Origin of the sequence: Streptomyces rishiriensis, assembly GCF_003112535.1 — a bacterium.
GTDB lineage: Bacteria > Actinomycetota > Actinomycetes > Streptomycetales > Streptomycetaceae > Streptomyces > Streptomyces rishiriensis.
In genome coordinates this window covers 102376-117879 of sequence record NZ_BEWA01000020.1, presented here as the reverse complement: position 1 = coordinate 117879, position 15504 = coordinate 102376, and the positions used below count along the sequence as shown (strand labels likewise).

Sequence of the window (15504 nt, the reverse complement as noted above, 5' to 3'; positions counted from 1 at the left end):
AACCAGTTGGTTGGAACGGTGGGTGCAACAGTCTGGGACGGGCGTCGATTCCCTGTCAACCAACTAGTTGGTTATGTACGTCGCTACGATGTCCCCATGGCAACCACCAGGGATCCCGAGGCCACCCGAGCCCGGATCTTCGACGCCGCCGTCGCGGAGTTCGCCCGCCATGGCATCGCGGGCGCGCGCATCGACCGCATCGCCGCCGAGGCCAAGGCGAACAAGCAGCTGATCTACGCCTACTTCGGCAACAAGGCCCAGCTGTTCTCCCTGGTCCTCGGCCACAGCATGGTCCACCTGGCGGCGGCCGTCCCCGTCGACCCGGACGACATCGAGGGCTGGCTCGACCGGCTGATGGACTACCACGCCGCCCACCCCGAGCTGCTGCGTCTCCTCTACTGGGAGGGCATCGAGTACGGCACCGCCGAGCTGCCCGACGAGGCGGAACGCCGGCAGCACTACGCGCTCAAGGTCGCCGCGATGCAGGACGGCCAGGACCGGGGCGTGATCACCGACGCGATCCCGGCCCGCGACCTGCTCTTCCTGCTGATCGCGATCGCCAACTGGACCACCGTCGTCCCCCAGATGAGCCGCATCCTGGCCGGCGGCGAGGACACCGACCGCGACCGGCTGCGCAGCTCCATCAAGGAGGCGGCCCGCAGGATCATCGCGAACTGAGGGACCGGACGGCTAGTTGGTGCCGATCCGGGCCAGCAGGTCCACGATCCTGCCCTGCACCTCGGGACTCGTCGAGCGCTCGGCGAGGAAGAGGACGGTCTCCCCCGACGCGAGCCGCGGCAGGTCCGCCTGGCCCACGGCTGCCGTGTAGACGACCAGCGGGGTGCGGTTGAGCTGACCGTTCGCCCGCAGCCAGTCCAGGATCCCGGACTGCCGCCGATGCACCTGCATCAGGTCCATCACCACCAGGTTCGGCCGCAGCTGCCCGGCGAGGGTGACGGCGTCCGCGTCGCTGGCCGCCCGGGCCACCTGCATCCCGCGCCGCTCCAGCGTCGAGGTCAGCGCGAGGGCGATCTCGGCGTGCTCCTCGATGAGCAGCACCCGTGGCGGATGCTGCTCGCTGTCACGCGGCGCGAGCGCCTTCAGCAGGACGGCGGGGTCGGCGCCGTAGGCCGCCTCGCGCGTCGCCTGCCCGAGCCCCGCCGTGACCAGCACCGGGACCTCGGCGGCGACGGCGGCCGTACGCAGCGACTGCAGCGCGGTGCGGGTGATCGGCCCGGTGAGCGGGTCCACGAACAGCGCCGCCGGGAACGCGGCGATCTGCGCGTCGACCTCCTCGCGCGAGTGCACGATCACCGGACGGTAGCCGCGGTCGCTGAGCGCCTGCTGGGTGTGGACGTCCGGCGCGGGCCACACCAGCAGCCGGCGCGGGTTGTCCAGAGGCTCCGGCGGGAGCTCGTCGTCCAGCGGCTGCGGCCGCGGCGGATCCGCCACCTCGACGGCCCCACCGGGACCGTCCAGCGGCTCGGGCCCCTCGGCGGCGTTCTCGTCCGGTGCTCCTATGGCGTACGACCGTCCGGCGCCCTCGGTGCCCGAACCGCCGGGCGCGAGCCGCGCCTGCCCCGCGAGCGAGGGGTGCGCCTGCGGCGCCGGGACGGGGGCCGGCCCGGCCGCCGCGGCGGTCTGCTGGGCCGTCGGGATCTGTGGGATCGGCGGTACCACGGGAGGCTGCCCGGCCTGGGGCGGCAGGGGCTGCTCGGCCGACGGGTGCGGCCGGGCCGCCTGCTCCGGGCGGGTCGCCGGATCGGGCGGCGTCCCCAGCTTGCGACGCCGCCCGGAACCGCCGGGGGAGTGCGGAGCGGGGGTGGCCGAAGCCGACGGGGACGGCGCCTGGAGCACCTGCTGCGCTTGGTGAGCCTGCTGCATCTGCTGCATCTGCTGCACCTGCGCGGCCTGCCGGGTGAACGGCACGCCCTGGCCCAGGGTCCGCACGCTGATCGCACGCCCCTGAGTGGAGTTGGGGTCCATGACCGGCGCGGCGGCGGCCGCGGCCTCGGCGGGCAACGGCTGCGCGGCGCGCGGCTGTCCGACGGCGACTTCGGGCGGAAGCGGGGTGCCGCCACCCGGGGTCGGCGTGAGCGGGGCGGCCGGCGCGGCCTGTGCGGGGGCCGCGGTGCCGTTCGGCGACACAGGGGCGCTGGGGACGGCCCCCGGCGCGGCTTCGGCCGGGAGCGGCTGCCCCTGCCCGGGCGTCTGCGGTGCGACCGCGCCCACGGGTGCGCCGGGAACGGCTTGAGCGGCGGCGGGCTGCCCGGGCAACGGCTGCCCCGGGACCGCCGCGGGGACCGGGACCGCCGCGGGGACCGGGACGGGCTGGGCGCCGGCGACGGGCTGCCCGGCCTGCGCCTGCGTCTGCGGCGGTGCCTGCGGCTGGACCTGTGCCGGGACGGCGGCCTGGGCCACCATGGGGCCGGCGAGTCCGGCCTGCCCGGCCTGCCCGGCTGCGCCGACGCCTTCGGCGGGCGGCTGGGCTACGGCGCGACGGCGTCGGCCGGTGGGCGCGCTCGTGGGGTGCGGCTGGGGCGGAGTGTGGTCCTCGGACTGGTCGTGCGCGACGGCGTCATGCCGACCGTGGTCCGCCGCGGCGTCGCCAGCGGCGCCCGGGCCCGGTGCCTGACCGGGCACTTGACCCGGGGCCTGGGCCGGGGCTTGGACCGGCGCCTGCGCCTGTGCGGGAATCGGAGCCTGCACGGGAAGGGGGACGGCGACGGGAACAGGGCCGGGACCGGGGGGCTGCGCCGGAAGCGGAGCCTGGGCCTGAACCCGAGATTGGGCCTGAACCGGAGCCTGGGCCTGAAGCGGATCCTGCGCCTGGGGTTGGGCCTGCACTTGGGACTGCGCCGGAACATGAACGGCTCCGGACCCGGAGGGTCCGCCTGCCGCGGGGACCGCGCCGGCTCCCGGCGCGGGAAGGGGACCCGCGCCGCCGGGCGGCACCGGTCCCCCGGCCCGGGCCCGGTCCGCCGCGCTGGTGCCGCCGGGGCCGTCCGGCGTCCGGTCCGCCGCCGCGGGCGGCAGGGCGAACACCGCGCGGGGCCCCGCCTCCTGGGCGGCGGCACGCTCGTTCGCGGCGGCCAGCGCACGCCGACGACGCCCCGTGGGCTGCCCGTTCTCCGCCTCCGCCTCTGCTTCCGCCTCCGAGCCCGAGGCCATGCCCATGCCCGAGGCCGTGGTCGACGTGCCCCGTGGTTCCACCGGTGCGCTCGCGAGCGCGGGTAGGGCGGGCGGCAGGGCGTTCTGTGGCTGCTGCGGCTGCGGCTGCGGCTGCTGCTCGTCCGGCGCGTGCCGGGCCCGTCGTCCGCCCGGAGCCGGGACGCCCTGGGGCGGGACGGTGCCGCCGAGTCCCGTGCCCGAGGCGGCGGTTCCCGCAGCGTGCTCCGCCGCGGTGACGACGGCCCCCTCGCTCACACCGCCCTCGGCCCCCGCGTCCCCGACGACGGCGACCTCGGCCGACCGCCCGCGCCGCCGCCCGGTGCCGCCGGAACCCTCGGCGCCGTCCGCGCCCTCGGCCTCGCCCACCGCGGGCGGAAGCTCGCCCGGGATCTCCTGAGCGGCCGGGCCGCGCCTGCGCCGGCGTCCGGTCGGAGCCGACGCCTCCGCGTCCGCGCCGCCGTCCGCGCCGGGGAGCGGAGCCTCACCCTCCAGGAACGCGTCCACCGAGGAGCGCCGGGCCCGCCGGCGTCCACCGACGCCCTGCTCACCCGGGGTGTCCTCGCCCGCGTCCGCGCCCGCGCCGGGACCGGCCGCGAGGGCGGGCAGCGCCATGGCCGCCGGAGCCGCGACGGCGCCGGCCCCGCCGCCCAGCGGCACCTCCAGCACATAGGCGCTGCCGCTCATGCCCGGCACCTCGTGCGTCTGCAGCACCCCGCCGTGCGCCCGGACGATGCCCCGCACGATCGGCTCGTGCACGGGGTCGCCGCCCGCGTACGGCCCGCGCACCTCGATGCGCACGACCTCGCCGCGCTGAGCGGCCGCCACCACGACGGTGTTGTCCATGTAACCGCCCGCGGAGACGGGCGCGTTGCCGGTCGCGTCCACGCCCGCCACGTCGGCCACGAGGTGGGCGAGCGCGGTCGCGAGGAGCCGCGCGTCGACCTCGGCTTCGATGGGCGGCGCGTGCACGGCGAACTGGACCCGTCCGGGCCCGATGAGGTCCACCGCTCCGTCGACGCCGGCCGCGACGACGGCGTCCAGCATCACCTTCGTCCGGACGACGACCTCCGCGCCCGTGTCCAGCCGCTGGTAGCCGAGGACGTTGTCGATGAGCGTGGTGATCCGCGAGTAGCCGGCCGACAGGTGATGCAGCACCTGGTTGGCCTCGGGCCACAGCTGACCGGCGTCGTCGGCGGCGAGCGCGGCGAGCTCGCGGCGCAGTTCGTCCAGGGGGCCGCGCAGGGAGCCGCCGAGCAGGGTGAGCAGCTGCTCGTGCCGGCCGGCGAGCGCCTCGTACCGGTCCTTCTCCCGTTCGCCCAGCGCGGCGTAGCGCTCCTCGCCCGCCGCGAGCTCCTCCTCGTGCCGCTCGCGCAGCTCCTCCAGCTCGGTGACGTGCTGCTGGCGCAGCGCGGTGAGGTCGGAGGCGTGTTCCTCGGAGAGCTTCTCCAGCTCCGCAGCGTGCCGCTTCTCGACGGAGTCCTTCTCCTCGGCGAGGGCGTCGAAGGGCCGTCGGTCGGTGAAGGTCATGACGGCGCCGACGAGCTGATCGCCGTCGCGCACGGGCGCGGTCGTCAGGTCGACCGCGACCCTGTCCCCGCTCTTGGACCACAGCACCTGGCCGCGCACCCGGTGCTTGCGCCCGGAGCGCAGCGTGTCGGCGAGCGGCGACTCGTCGTACGCGAAGGGCGAGCCGTCGGCGCGCGAGTGCAGCACGAGGTCGTGCAGCTCCTTGCCGCCGAGATCGCTGGCCCGGTACCCCAGAATCTGGGCGGCGGCCGGGTTGACGAGCACGATCCGCCCGTCGGTGTCGGTGCCGACGACGCCCTCGGACGCGGCCCGCAGGATCATCTCGGTCTGCCGCTGTGAACGCGCCAGCTCGGCTTCGGTGTCGACGGTGCCGGAGAGATCGCGCACGACGAGCATCAGCAGCTCGTCGGAGGCGGACGTGTAGCCGTAGCCGTCGTACGCCTGCTGGCCGTTCTCGAGGTTGGCGCTGGTGACCTCGACCGGGAACTCGGTGCCGTCGGTCCGGCGGGCGACCATCCGGGTCGGCTTGGTCTGGCCGCGCGGGTCCATGTGGTCGGGCCGCCGCATGGAGCCCGGGATCAGCTTGGAGTCGAACTGCGGGAGCAGATCGAGCAGCCCCCGCCCCACCAGGGCCGTGCCCGGCGTCTCGAAGGCCTCGAGCGCGATCGTGTTCGCGTTGACGACGGTCCCGTTGGCGTTGACCAGCAACAACGCGTCGGGAAGCGCGTCGAGTATGGCTGCGAGGCGAGCAGCGCCTCGGGATGGCCTGCTGCTCACGAGTCGCTTCCTCCCTGTTACCGCACTTTGCCGACCGCTCGGGCCATCTTGCCAACCGGTCCGCAGCGTGTCACGCGAGGGAGTCTAAGGGCTGGGGTCCCTTCGGCGACGCCGGATGAGAGGGAGCTCGCACGACGAAGCACCACAGAACGTATGTCCGTGCCCGTCCCCACCGGCCCTGTCGCCCTCCGGCCTGCCGCGAAGCCCGCTCGACGCGTGATCCGAACGGTCCGCGACTTCGCGGGACCTTCGCCCGACCTTTACGGAACCGGTGCCTCCGCCCCACCCTTCCGCTCCACCCGACGGACCCCGATCCCCAGGGATCAGTGATCGCGTTTCCGGGACCGGGGGTCCGGGACCGGGGGTCCGGCGGCGCGGAGGCCCGGACCGGGGGTCAGCGGCCCACCGGGCGCAGATCGGGCAGCAGCGGCACGAGCCGGTCCCACCGCTCGATCTCACAACCGTTGCTGCGGTCGTACGCGGCGTCGACCGGACGCCCGGCCCAGCGTCCGGTGACATGCGCGGTGGCCGGCCCGCCGTACCGCATCGTGCAGACTCCGCCCTCGGGCACGGGCGCGAAGACGTCCCGCCCCCACCGGGTGTCCCGGTCCACGGCGTCGCACGCGCCCGCCGGGTCCGGATGACTGCCGCCGGCCGGGTGGCAGTACACCTCGAAGGTCCCGTCCACCCCCGCACCGGCGTGCCGGACGGTGACGGCGAGATGGTCGCCGGAGACCTGGTCCTCCTCCCGGACGGGCGGAGGCGCGAGGGGGACGGAGCCGCCGACGAGCGGCGTGACGGCGGTGAGCGCGTCGACCGTCCCGGCGTACGCGGCGCCGGGGCCCGCGCCGGGGCCCGCGCCCGAGGCGGCGATCACGACGGCGCAGGCGGCGGAGGCGGTGACGGCGAACCGTCGGAGCGGGGTGACCTGGGACATGACCGTACTAACGGCGCACCGCCGAGGACGTTGCGCCCGGACAACGCCTTTGCCCTGCGACCGGGGTGCCTAGTACCGTGGATGCCGATTGGTGACACGACGCTCGACTGTGTCATCATCTGCACGCACCACTCGCACACACGCGAGCGGTTGTGCTGGAGGCGTCGCCTAGTCCGGTCTATGGCGCCGCACTGCTAATGCGGTTTGGGACTTCAATCCCATCGAGGGTTCAAATCCCTCCGCCTCCGCGCGAACGACGAAGCCCCGGTCTCACCCGACCGGGGCTTCGTCGTTCCCTCACCCGGCCCTGCCCTTGCCCCGACCCACCCTGACCCGACCGAGCCTCCGAAGCCCCTTCGGAGGGGTTTTCGCAGGTCACAAGGGGTATGGCGAACGGATTTCACATGACGGCGGCAGTCATGTAATGTTCTTCCTGTCGCCGCGAGCGGGCCGGAAGGGCCGGAAGCGAAGACAGAAAAACCGAATAACAAGCACTCGTAGCTTAACGGATAGAGCATCTGACTACGGATCAGAAGGTTGCAGGTTCGAATCCTGCCGAGTGCACACAGGTCAAAGGCCCCGCCGGTTCATCCGGCGGGGCCTTTGACGTCAGCGGGTGACGGCAACGGCTACATCGGCAACTCGGGCGACGTCATGAAGGCGTTCGCTTACAAGATCTCGTCCCGGTGTCATGGTGATCGTGTTGTGCCCGGGAGTCTTCATGATCGTGCGAGCTTGCTGCGGCGTCCGACGGGAGCATGGGAACGCCCGGCCGCAGCAGCGGTCGATTCGGTGATTTGGCGGATCGTCGTTTCCCCGCCGTCCGGGACATGGCAACGGCGTCAGAGCAGTCCCAGGTCGCCGAGTTCCTTGTGCAGGTCTGCGCGTGGGGTGTCGGCGGGGGTGGGGGGCGTGGCGCCGCGGGGGCGGCGGTCGCGGAAGAGCCATGCGCCGAGCAGGCCGCCGGCCAGGCCTCCGAGGTGTCCGAGCCAGCTCACTCCCGGGGTTCCGGGCACGGCCACCGTGAGCAGATAGGCGAAGGAGGCGGCCATGACGACGCCGATCAGCGTGTCGATCAGGTGTCGGTCGAAGAGCCCGCGCACCACGACATAGCCGAAGTACCCGAAGACCAGACCGCTCGCGCCGACCGTGTCCACGCCGCCCCGTTCGAAGAACCAGACCGTGACACCGCTGGAGACGGCGACGAGCAGGGTCAGCCCCAGGAAGCGGGTCACGCCCCGGTAGGCGGCGAGGAAGCCGAAGACGAACAGCGGTCCGGAGTTGCTTTCGATGTGCGCCCAGTTCCAGTGGAGGAAGGGCGCGGTGAGCACGTGCGGCAGGGCGCCGGCACCGCCGGGGACCACTCCGAACTTGCTGGAGAAGGCGTAGCCGTCGGCGTAGTTGGCGGGTGAGCAGTCGGCGAAGAGGCTGGCGAGGCGGGCGTAGTGCGGCTGGCTGGGCCTACCGTTGCTGTTGATGGCACAGGTGTGGAAGTGCTCGGGGCTGCGGTGGTCGGCGCAGGGCCCCGTGCTGACGTGGGACGGGGGGCGTCGTAGCCTGCTGTCCTGGGGGAAGCGGGTCTCCTTCGAGGTGGCGGCGGGGGGTGTGCGGCAGTGCGTCGGGGCCCGGGGACATCCGTGTCCCCTGCGGGCGGGGGTCTCCGGGAGGAGCACGGGGGCCCGGTGCGAGGAGTGCGCGCGGTTGGACCGGGCGCACTCCGTGGCGGCGGACGGGATCGCCGACGATCCGCGGCCTTACCACGTGTACCTCGCGTGGTTCGGTCCCGGCCTGGTCAAGGTCGGGATCACGGCGGTCGAACGCGGCCCGGCGCGGCTGCTGGAGCAGGGCGCCGTCTGCTTCACATGGCTCGGCGCCGGTCCCCTGATGGCCGCCCGGCGCACCGAGGAACTCCTGCGGGCCGCGCTGCGGGTGCCGGACCGGATCCCGTACGCGGAGAAGCGGGCGGTGCGCGCCGTGTTGCCGGAAACGGAGGAGGAACGGGCGGCCGAGATCAGGGAGGTGTACGGGAAGGCCGTCCGACTGGGCGGTTGGCCGGAGTCGTTGACGCCCGAGCCCTTCCGGCCGGTCGACCACGTGCGGGCGTTCGGGCTGGCGGGCGCGCCCGCAGCCCTCGGGGAGGTGCGCGAACTCGTGGCCGGGGGGTCGCTGAGCGGGGAGCTGGTGGCGGCCGCCGGGCCCGATCTGCATCTCGCCGCACCGGGTGGGGTGGTCGTCCTCGACACGCGGCTGATGCGGGGGTGGGAGCTGGTCCCGGCGGCGAGCGGCGAAGTCGCCTTTCCCGTCCGGCACTTCGAGCTGCCGGCGGACCACCGTCAGGAGGGGCTGTTCTGACCCCGGCTCGCGTCGGGCGGGTGCATGAGCGCGTCGGCCGGGTGCAGGTGCGCGATGGCCGGCTCGTGACGGCCGGCTCGCGATGGCCGGCTCGCGGCGGCCGGGCCCCTCGGTAGCAGCGGCCTGATCCTGTCGATCTCGGTCGGACCCCCTGCGATAGCGGCCTGATCCCGTGGATCCCGGGCGGCTCCCGGCGATTCCGGCCGGGGCCGGCCGGGGCCGGTCGGGTCTCGGGAGGGCGTCGCCCAGGTGGGGCACAGGAAGGATCCCGCGGGGGCGGTCTCCGGGGGCCTCGGGGAGGGCGGTCCCCGGGGGGTGCGGAAGGTGTCGTTCGCGGGCATTCCGGCTCGTGCGGCCGGGGCGCGGCAAGGGGTTCCCAGGTGTTCCCTGAGAGGCGCCTGTGCGTTTCTCAGGGAAATCACAGATGAGTGAAAGAGTGCTCTCAGGGGGCCCCGACAGGGTGTTCATCATGACCACGACCTCGCCCCAGGGGCGCACCGAACTGCTGAGGCCGGACGGGAGCCCCGTCCGAGTGCTTGTGGTGGACGACGAGATGTCGATCACCGAACTGCTCTCCATGGCCCTGCGCTACGAGGGCTGGCAGATCCGCAGCGCCGGGGACGGCACGGGCGCCCTCCAGACGGCCCGTGAGTTCCGGCCCGACGCGGTCGTCCTCGACATGATGCTGCCGGACATGGACGGGCTGACCGTCCTGGGGCGGCTGAGGCGTGAGCTGCCGGACGTTCCGGTGCTGTTCCTGACGGCCAAGGACGCGGTCGAGGACCGCATCGCCGGTCTCACCGCGGGCGGCGACGACTACGTCACCAAGCCGTTCAGCCTGGAGGAGGTCGTGGCCCGGCTGCGTGGGCTCATCCGCCGCTCCGGCGCCGCCGACCGGCGCTCCGAATCCGTGCTCGTCGTGGGGGACCTCACCCTCGACGAGGACAGTCACGAGGTGTCGCGGGCCGGCGACAACATCCATCTGACGGCGACCGAGTTCGAGCTGCTGCGCTTCCTGATGCGCAACCCGCGGCGCGTGCTCTCCAAGGCGCAGATCCTGGACCGCGTGTGGTCGTACGACTTCGGCGGCCAGGCCAACGTCGTCGAGCTGTACATCTCCTACCTGCGGCGCAAGATAGACGCCGGCCGTGAGCCGATGATCCACACGCGCCGCGGAGCCGGCTACCTGATCAAGCCCGCCGTGTCATGAGCGGACGCCGACGACCGCGTCCGCAGAAGCGACGAGCGGGTAAGCCGCGCACCCTTCGGACGCGGCTCGTCGTCGTGTCCGTGACGCTGATCGCGGTGGTCTGCGCGTTGATCGGCACCGTGACCACCCTCGTACTGCGCGATCATCTCTACGGGCAGTTGGACGACAGCCTGAAGGAAGCCGCGATGCGCGTCTCCGGCGGGCCGGTCGGCAGACCCGGCGGCAAGAACGGCAGCGGTGGCGGCAGCGGTCTGCCGCAGCAGCGGGTGGCCGACATCGGCAAGTTCGTCAGCCAGGGTCTTGGGCCGCACGAGGCCCTCGCGGCCACGGTGGTCAACGGCTCGATCACCAGCGGCAAGGTCAGCCACAAGCGGACCGACGACAACGACATCCCGCAGATGAACGCCGAGGACCTCACCGAGGCCCAGATGAAGAAGCTCGGCTCGGTCGCGCAGGACGGCAAGCGGCACACCGTCGAGATCTCCGGCCTCGGCACGTACCGCGTTCAGTACATCCGCGGCAACAACGGCGACTTCTACGTGGGCATCCCGACGTCCGACGTCGACGGCACCATCAGCACCCTGATCCTCGTCGAGATCAGCCTCACCTTCGCCGGGCTCGTCGCCGCCACCCTTGCGGGCACCGTGATGGTCGGCGTCGCCACCCGCCCCCTGCGCAAGGTTGCCGCCACCGCCACCCGCGTCTCCGAACTCCCCCTGCACACCGGCGAGGTCAACCTCAGTGAGCGGGTGCCGGAGGCGGAGACCGATCCGCACACCGAGGTCGGGCAGGTCGGCGCGGCGCTGAACCGGATGCTGAACCACGTCCACGGCGCGCTGCACGCCCGCCAGGAGAGCGAGATGCGCGTCCGGCAGTTCGTCGCGGACGCCAGTCACGAGCTGCGCACGCCCCTCGCCTCCATCCGCGGGTACGCCGAGCTGACCCGGCGCGGACGCGAGGAGGTCGGACCCGACACCAAGCACGCGCTCGGCCGTATCGAGTCCGAGGCCGGCCGGATGACCTTCCTCGTCGAGGACCTGCTGCTGCTGGCCCGGCTCGACGCGGGCCGCCCGTTGCAGTTCGAGCAGACCGACCTCGTCCCGCTGGTCATCGACACCGTCAGCGACGCCCGCGCCGCCGGACGCGAACACGTCTGGCGTCTCGAACTGCCCGACGAGCCCGCCCTGGTGTCGGCCGACTCGGCGCGACTGCAACAGGTGCTCGTCAATCTGCTGGCCAACGCCCGGACGCACACCCCGCCCGGCACCACGGTCACCGCACGCGTGCAGCGCCGCGGACCGTGGCTGTGCGTGGACGTCCAGGACAACGGGCAGGGCATCCCGGCGGACCTCCTCCCGCACGTCTTCGAACGGTTCGCGCGCGGCGACTCCTCGCGCTCCCGCGCCTCCGGCTCGACCGGCCTGGGCCTCGCCATCGTCCAGGCCGTGGCGACCGCGCACGGCGGTGCGGTGACCGTCGACAGCGTGCCCGGACGCACCGTGTTCACCGTGCACCTGCCCGCGCTCGGCCCTGCCCTGCCCCAGCCCGCCCCCGAAACGAACTGGCAACTCGACTCACAGGTCGAGCACAGTGCCACCACATGGGTGCGACAGGGCGCCTGACGAGAGTCGACGACATGCGAACCGACTCTTCTCCCGGCACCCTGCCGGCGCGGGAGCACCTCCCGGCCGCCGCAGCCGGTACGCCTGTCCTGGACGTAGTGATCCCCGTCTTCAACGAGGAGAAGGACCTCCAGCCCTGTGTCCAGAGACTGCACGACCATCTGACGCGCACGTTCCCGTACTCCTTCCGCATCACGATCGCGGACAACGCGTCGACCGACACGACGCCCTCGGTGGCGCGGCGGCTGGAGGCGCGGATCCCGGAGGTGCGGAACGTCCGGCTGGAGCAGAAGGGCCGCGGCCGTGCGCTGCGGACCGTCTGGTCGGCCTCGGACGCCCCGATCCTCGCGTACATGGACGTGGACCTGTCCACCGACCTCAACGCGCTGCTGCCGCTGGTCGCGCCGTTGATCTCCGGTCACTCCGACCTGGCGATCGGCTCCCGCCTGGCCCGTGACTCCCGTGTGGTGCGCGGCCCCAAGCGGGAGTTCATCAGCCGCGCCTACAACCTGATCCTGCGCGGGTCGCTGCAGGCCCGCTTCTCGGACGCGCAGTGCGGGTTCAAGGCGATCCGGCGTGACGTCGCCCGGCTTCTGCTCCCCCTGGTGGAAGACACCGGCTGGTTCTTCGACACTGAGATGCTGGTGCTCGCCGAACGCGCCGGTCTCCGTATCCACGAGGTGCCGGTCGACTGGGTCGACGACCCGGACTCCACGGTGCACATCGTGAGGACGGCGACCGACGACCTGAAAGGGGTGTGGCGCGTGGGCAAGGCCCTGGCCACCGGTTCGCTGTCCCTCGACCGGCTCCGCCGCCCGTTCGGCGACGACCCGCGCGACCGCGACATCCAGGACGTTCCCCAGGGGCTGGCCCGTCAGCTGGTCGGGTTCTGCGTCGTCGGCGGTCTGTCCACCCTCTTCTACCTCCTGCTCTACAGCGGTTTCCGCCAGTTCAGCGGCTCCCAGGTCGCCAACGCGCTCGCCCTGCTGGTCTCCGCGGTCGCCAACACCGCCGCCAACCGGCGTCTGACCTTCGGGGTGCGGGGCCGCGGCGGAGCCGTCAAGCACCAGGCGCAGGGTCTGGTCGTCTTCGGCATCGGCCTCGCGCTGACCAGCGGCTCGCTCGCCGCGCTGAACGCGGCGACCTCCGAGCCCGCGCACTCCACCGAGCTGGCGGTGCTCGTCGCCGCCAACCTCGCCGCCACGGTGCTGCGCTTCCTGCTCTTCCGGGTGTGGGTCTTCTCCGACCGACGCGACGGTGAGGACCCGGCGACGACGACCGCAGCCCCCGCCTCCGCCACGGCCCCCGCCTCCGCCGCGGCCCCCGCCTCCGCCACGGCCCCCGCCTCCGCCGCGGCCCCCGCCTCCGCCACGGCCCCCGCCCTGCCCCTCTCCTCCGCCGCCCCCGGCTCCGCCGCCTCCCCCACGGGTCCGTCGTCCCCGGCGCACCCGGCCGCGGGTCCGTCCGCGACGATGCGTCCGACGACCGCGTCGGCGCAGGCCGGCGGCCCCTTCGTGCCGCTGTCGCTGCCGCAGCGCCCGGTCGCCCACCCGCACGGCGCCGCGGAGACCGCGCACCGCCTCCGCGCGGGCGAAGCCGACGGCACCCTGAGCGACGCCACCCGGAGCGACGCCACCATGCGACTGCAGCCGGTGCGCCCCCATGACACCGAACCGGGGGACGCCCGATGACCACCCATCTCGACCAGCCGACGGCCTGGGGCCCGCCCTCCACCGCGGCTCCGCAGGAACCGCCCGTCCCGGCCCCCGGCGCGGGCGAGCCCGAGCAGCCCCTGTCGCGCAGACTCTGGCGCGGCCGGCCCGAGGACCCCCGCTGGGCCCGCCCGGCCTTCCTCGGCCTGCTGGCGGCCACGCTCCTCCTCTACCTCTACGACCTGAGCGCCTCCGGATACGCGAACTCCTTCTACTCCGCGGCCGTCCAGGCCGGAAGCCAGTCCTGGAAGGCCTTCTTCTTCGGCTCGCTGGACGCCGGCAACGCCATCACCGTCGACAAGCCTCCGGCCGCGCTGTGGCCGATGGCGCTGTCGGTGAGGATCTTCGGCCTGAGCTCGTGGGCGATCCTCGCGCCCGAGGTGCTGATGGGCGTCGGCACGGTAGCCGTCGTGTACGCCTCCGTGCGCCGCCGGTTCAGCCCCGCGGCCGGTCTGATCGCGGGGGCCGTGCTCGCGCTGACCCCCGTCGCCGCGCTGATGTTCCGGTTCAACAACCCGGACGCGATGCTGGCTCTGCTGATGGCCGTGGCCTGCTACTTCACGGCCCGCGCGGTGGAGGACGGCCGGACGAAGTGGCTGGTGTGGGCCGGGGTCGCGATCGGCTTCGCGTTCCTCGCCAAGACGCTGCAGGCGTTCTTGATCCTGCCGCCGCTCGCGCTGGTCCACGCGGTCTGCGCGCCGGTGCCGGTGCGGAAGCGGTTCGGCCAGCTGGCCGTCGCCACGGGCGCGCTGATCGTGTCCGGCGGCTGGTGGGTCGCGATCGTCGAGCTGTGGCCCGCGTCCTCCCGCCCGTACATCGGCGGCTCGCAGAACAACTCCTTCCTGGAGCTGACCTTCGGCTACAACGGTCTCGGCCGCCTCAACGGCGAGGAGACCGGCAGCGTCGGCGGCGGTGGCGGCGGCAACACCGGCCAGTGGGGCGAGACCGGCTGGGACCGGATGTTCAACTCCGAGATCGGCGGCCAGATCTCCTGGCTGCTGCCGGCGGCGCTGATCCTGCTGGCCGGCGGCCTGGTGGCGACCCTCCCCCACGCTCGGCTTCGCTCGAGCGGGGGGACCCCCATGCTGAGGCGGACGTCGGCGACACGGGGCCTGTTCCTGGTCTGGGGCGGCTCGCTGCTGATCACCGTGATCGTCTTCAGCTACATGGCGGGCATCTTCCACCAGTACTACACGGTGGCGCTCGCTCCCTACATTGCCGCCGTGATCGGCATGGGCGCCGGGATCCTGTGGGAGAAGCGGGCCGAGATCTGGGCCTCGATCACCCTGGCGGCCTCGGTCGTGGCGGCCGCGGGCTGGAGCTACGTCCTGCTCGACCGCACCCCCGACTACCTGCCCTGGCTGAAGTGGCTGGTTCTGGTCGGAGGTCTGGCCGCCGCGCTCGGTGTGACCTTCGCGGGCCGCGTCGACCGCCGGCTCGCCCTGGCTGCGGCCTCCGTGGGCCTGGTGGCCGCGCTGGCCGGTCCGACGGCGTACACCGTCAGCACGCTGCAGCAGGGCCACACCGGATCCATCGTGACGGCCGGTCCGGCCGGGGCGAGCATGATGGGCGGCGGCCCGCGAGGCGGCGGTGGCCGAGGCGGCTTCGGCGGCGGCCCCGGCGGCCAGAACCAGCAGAGCCGAGGCCAGGGCCAGGGCGGCGGCACGGGTGGGTTCCCCGGTGGAGCCATGCCGGGCCAGGGCCAGAACCAGGGCCAGGGCCAGAACCAGGGCCAGCGGAACGGCATGCCGGGCGGCGGGACCGGCGACGGCGGCGGCATGGGCGGCGGTGGCGGTGTCGGCGGTCTGCTGAACGGCGCCTCGGTCACCGACCAGGCCAAGAAGCTGCTGGAGGCCGACTCCGGGAAGTACACCTGGGCGGCGGCCGCGATCGGCGCTCAGAACGCCGCGAGCTACCAACTCGCCACGGGTGACGCCGTGATGGCGATCGGCGGCTTCAACGGAACCGATCCGTCACCGACGTTGGCGCAGTTCGAGCAGTACGTGGCCGACGGCAGGATCCACTACTTCGTCAGCAGTGGCTCGGGCGGCGGCACGGCCGGCAGCAGCACCGGTACGTCCTCGCAGATCACGTCCTGGGTCGAGGCCAACTTCAAGAAGGTGACGGCCGGTTCGGCCACCTTCTACGACCTGACGCAGAAGACGGCCAGCTGACCGTTCCCGGGGCGGGCTGAGG

General features: G+C 73.3%; 9 protein-coding genes and 2 tRNA genes. 8 read left to right on the top strand and 3 right to left on the bottom strand.

The features are described from left to right. Window positions 1–96 precede the first annotated feature (96 nt). Window positions 97–678: a TetR/AcrR family transcriptional regulator gene (locus tag Sri02f_RS31945; protein ID WP_109004800.1), complete on the top strand. Its 582-nt coding sequence runs from the start codon at window positions 97–99 to the stop codon at window positions 676–678. A 12-nt stretch (window positions 679–690) separates the two neighbouring features. On the opposite strand, the gene Sri02f_RS31940 is transcribed toward Sri02f_RS31945, so the two are convergent. Both Sri02f_RS31940 and Sri02f_RS31935 read right to left on the bottom strand, forming a co-directional pair. Further along, a complete protein-coding gene (locus tag Sri02f_RS31940; protein ID WP_109004799.1) occupies window positions 691–5475 on the bottom strand; it encodes a hybrid sensor histidine kinase/response regulator in 4785 nt (1594 codons plus the stop codon). Between the two features lie 394 nt (window positions 5476–5869). Further along, on the bottom strand, window positions 5870–6412 hold the full coding sequence (locus Sri02f_RS31935) for an SSI family serine proteinase inhibitor (protein WP_109004798.1): 543 nt from the start codon (window positions 6410–6412) through the stop codon (window positions 5870–5872). A gap of 157 nt (window positions 6413–6569) precedes the next feature. Between Sri02f_RS31935 and Sri02f_RS31930 the strand changes: the two genes are divergently transcribed. Next, window positions 6570–6660, top strand: a tRNA-Ser gene (locus tag Sri02f_RS31930). A gap of 243 nt (window positions 6661–6903) precedes the next feature. Then, window positions 6904–6976 (top strand) — tRNA-Arg (locus tag Sri02f_RS31925). 278 nt (window positions 6977–7254) lie between these two features. On the opposite strand, the gene Sri02f_RS31920 is transcribed toward Sri02f_RS31925, so the two are convergent. Next, the gene (locus tag Sri02f_RS31920; RefSeq protein ID WP_109004824.1) at window positions 7255–7890 is read right to left on the bottom strand and encodes a rhomboid family intramembrane serine protease; all 636 of its coding nucleotides are present in this window, start codon (window positions 7888–7890) and stop codon (window positions 7255–7257) included. Here Sri02f_RS31920 and Sri02f_RS31915 point away from each other — a divergent pair. The 5 genes from Sri02f_RS31915 (at window position 7889) to Sri02f_RS31895 (ending at window position 15482) form a co-directional block, all read left to right on the top strand. Continuing rightward, entirely contained in the window at window positions 7889–8764 is an 876-nt protein-coding gene (locus Sri02f_RS31915) for a DUF2797 domain-containing protein (protein WP_109004823.1), read from the top strand. The two genes, Sri02f_RS31920 and Sri02f_RS31915, sit on opposite strands and share 2 nt — an antisense overlap. Before the next feature lie 469 nt (window positions 8765–9233). Then, window positions 9234–9974, top strand: coding sequence for a response regulator transcription factor (locus Sri02f_RS31910; protein WP_174855746.1), 741 nt, complete (start codon window positions 9234–9236; stop codon window positions 9972–9974). Beyond that, window positions 9971–11596 (top strand): sensor histidine kinase, encoded by a 1626-nt coding sequence (locus Sri02f_RS31905; RefSeq protein WP_109004796.1) that lies wholly within the window; start codon window positions 9971–9973, stop codon window positions 11594–11596. The genes Sri02f_RS31910 and Sri02f_RS31905 overlap by 4 nt, the downstream gene beginning before the upstream one ends. 14 nt (window positions 11597–11610) lie before the next feature. After that, on the top strand, window positions 11611–13287 hold the full coding sequence (locus tag Sri02f_RS31900; protein ID WP_109004795.1) for a bifunctional glycosyltransferase family 2/GtrA family protein: 1677 nt from the start codon (window positions 11611–11613) through the stop codon (window positions 13285–13287). Further along, window positions 13284–15482: a glycosyltransferase family 39 protein gene (locus Sri02f_RS31895; RefSeq protein ID WP_109004794.1), complete on the top strand. Its 2199-nt coding sequence runs from the start codon at window positions 13284–13286 to the stop codon at window positions 15480–15482. The genes Sri02f_RS31900 and Sri02f_RS31895 overlap by 4 nt, the downstream gene beginning before the upstream one ends. Window positions 15483–15504: the final 22 nt, after the last annotated feature.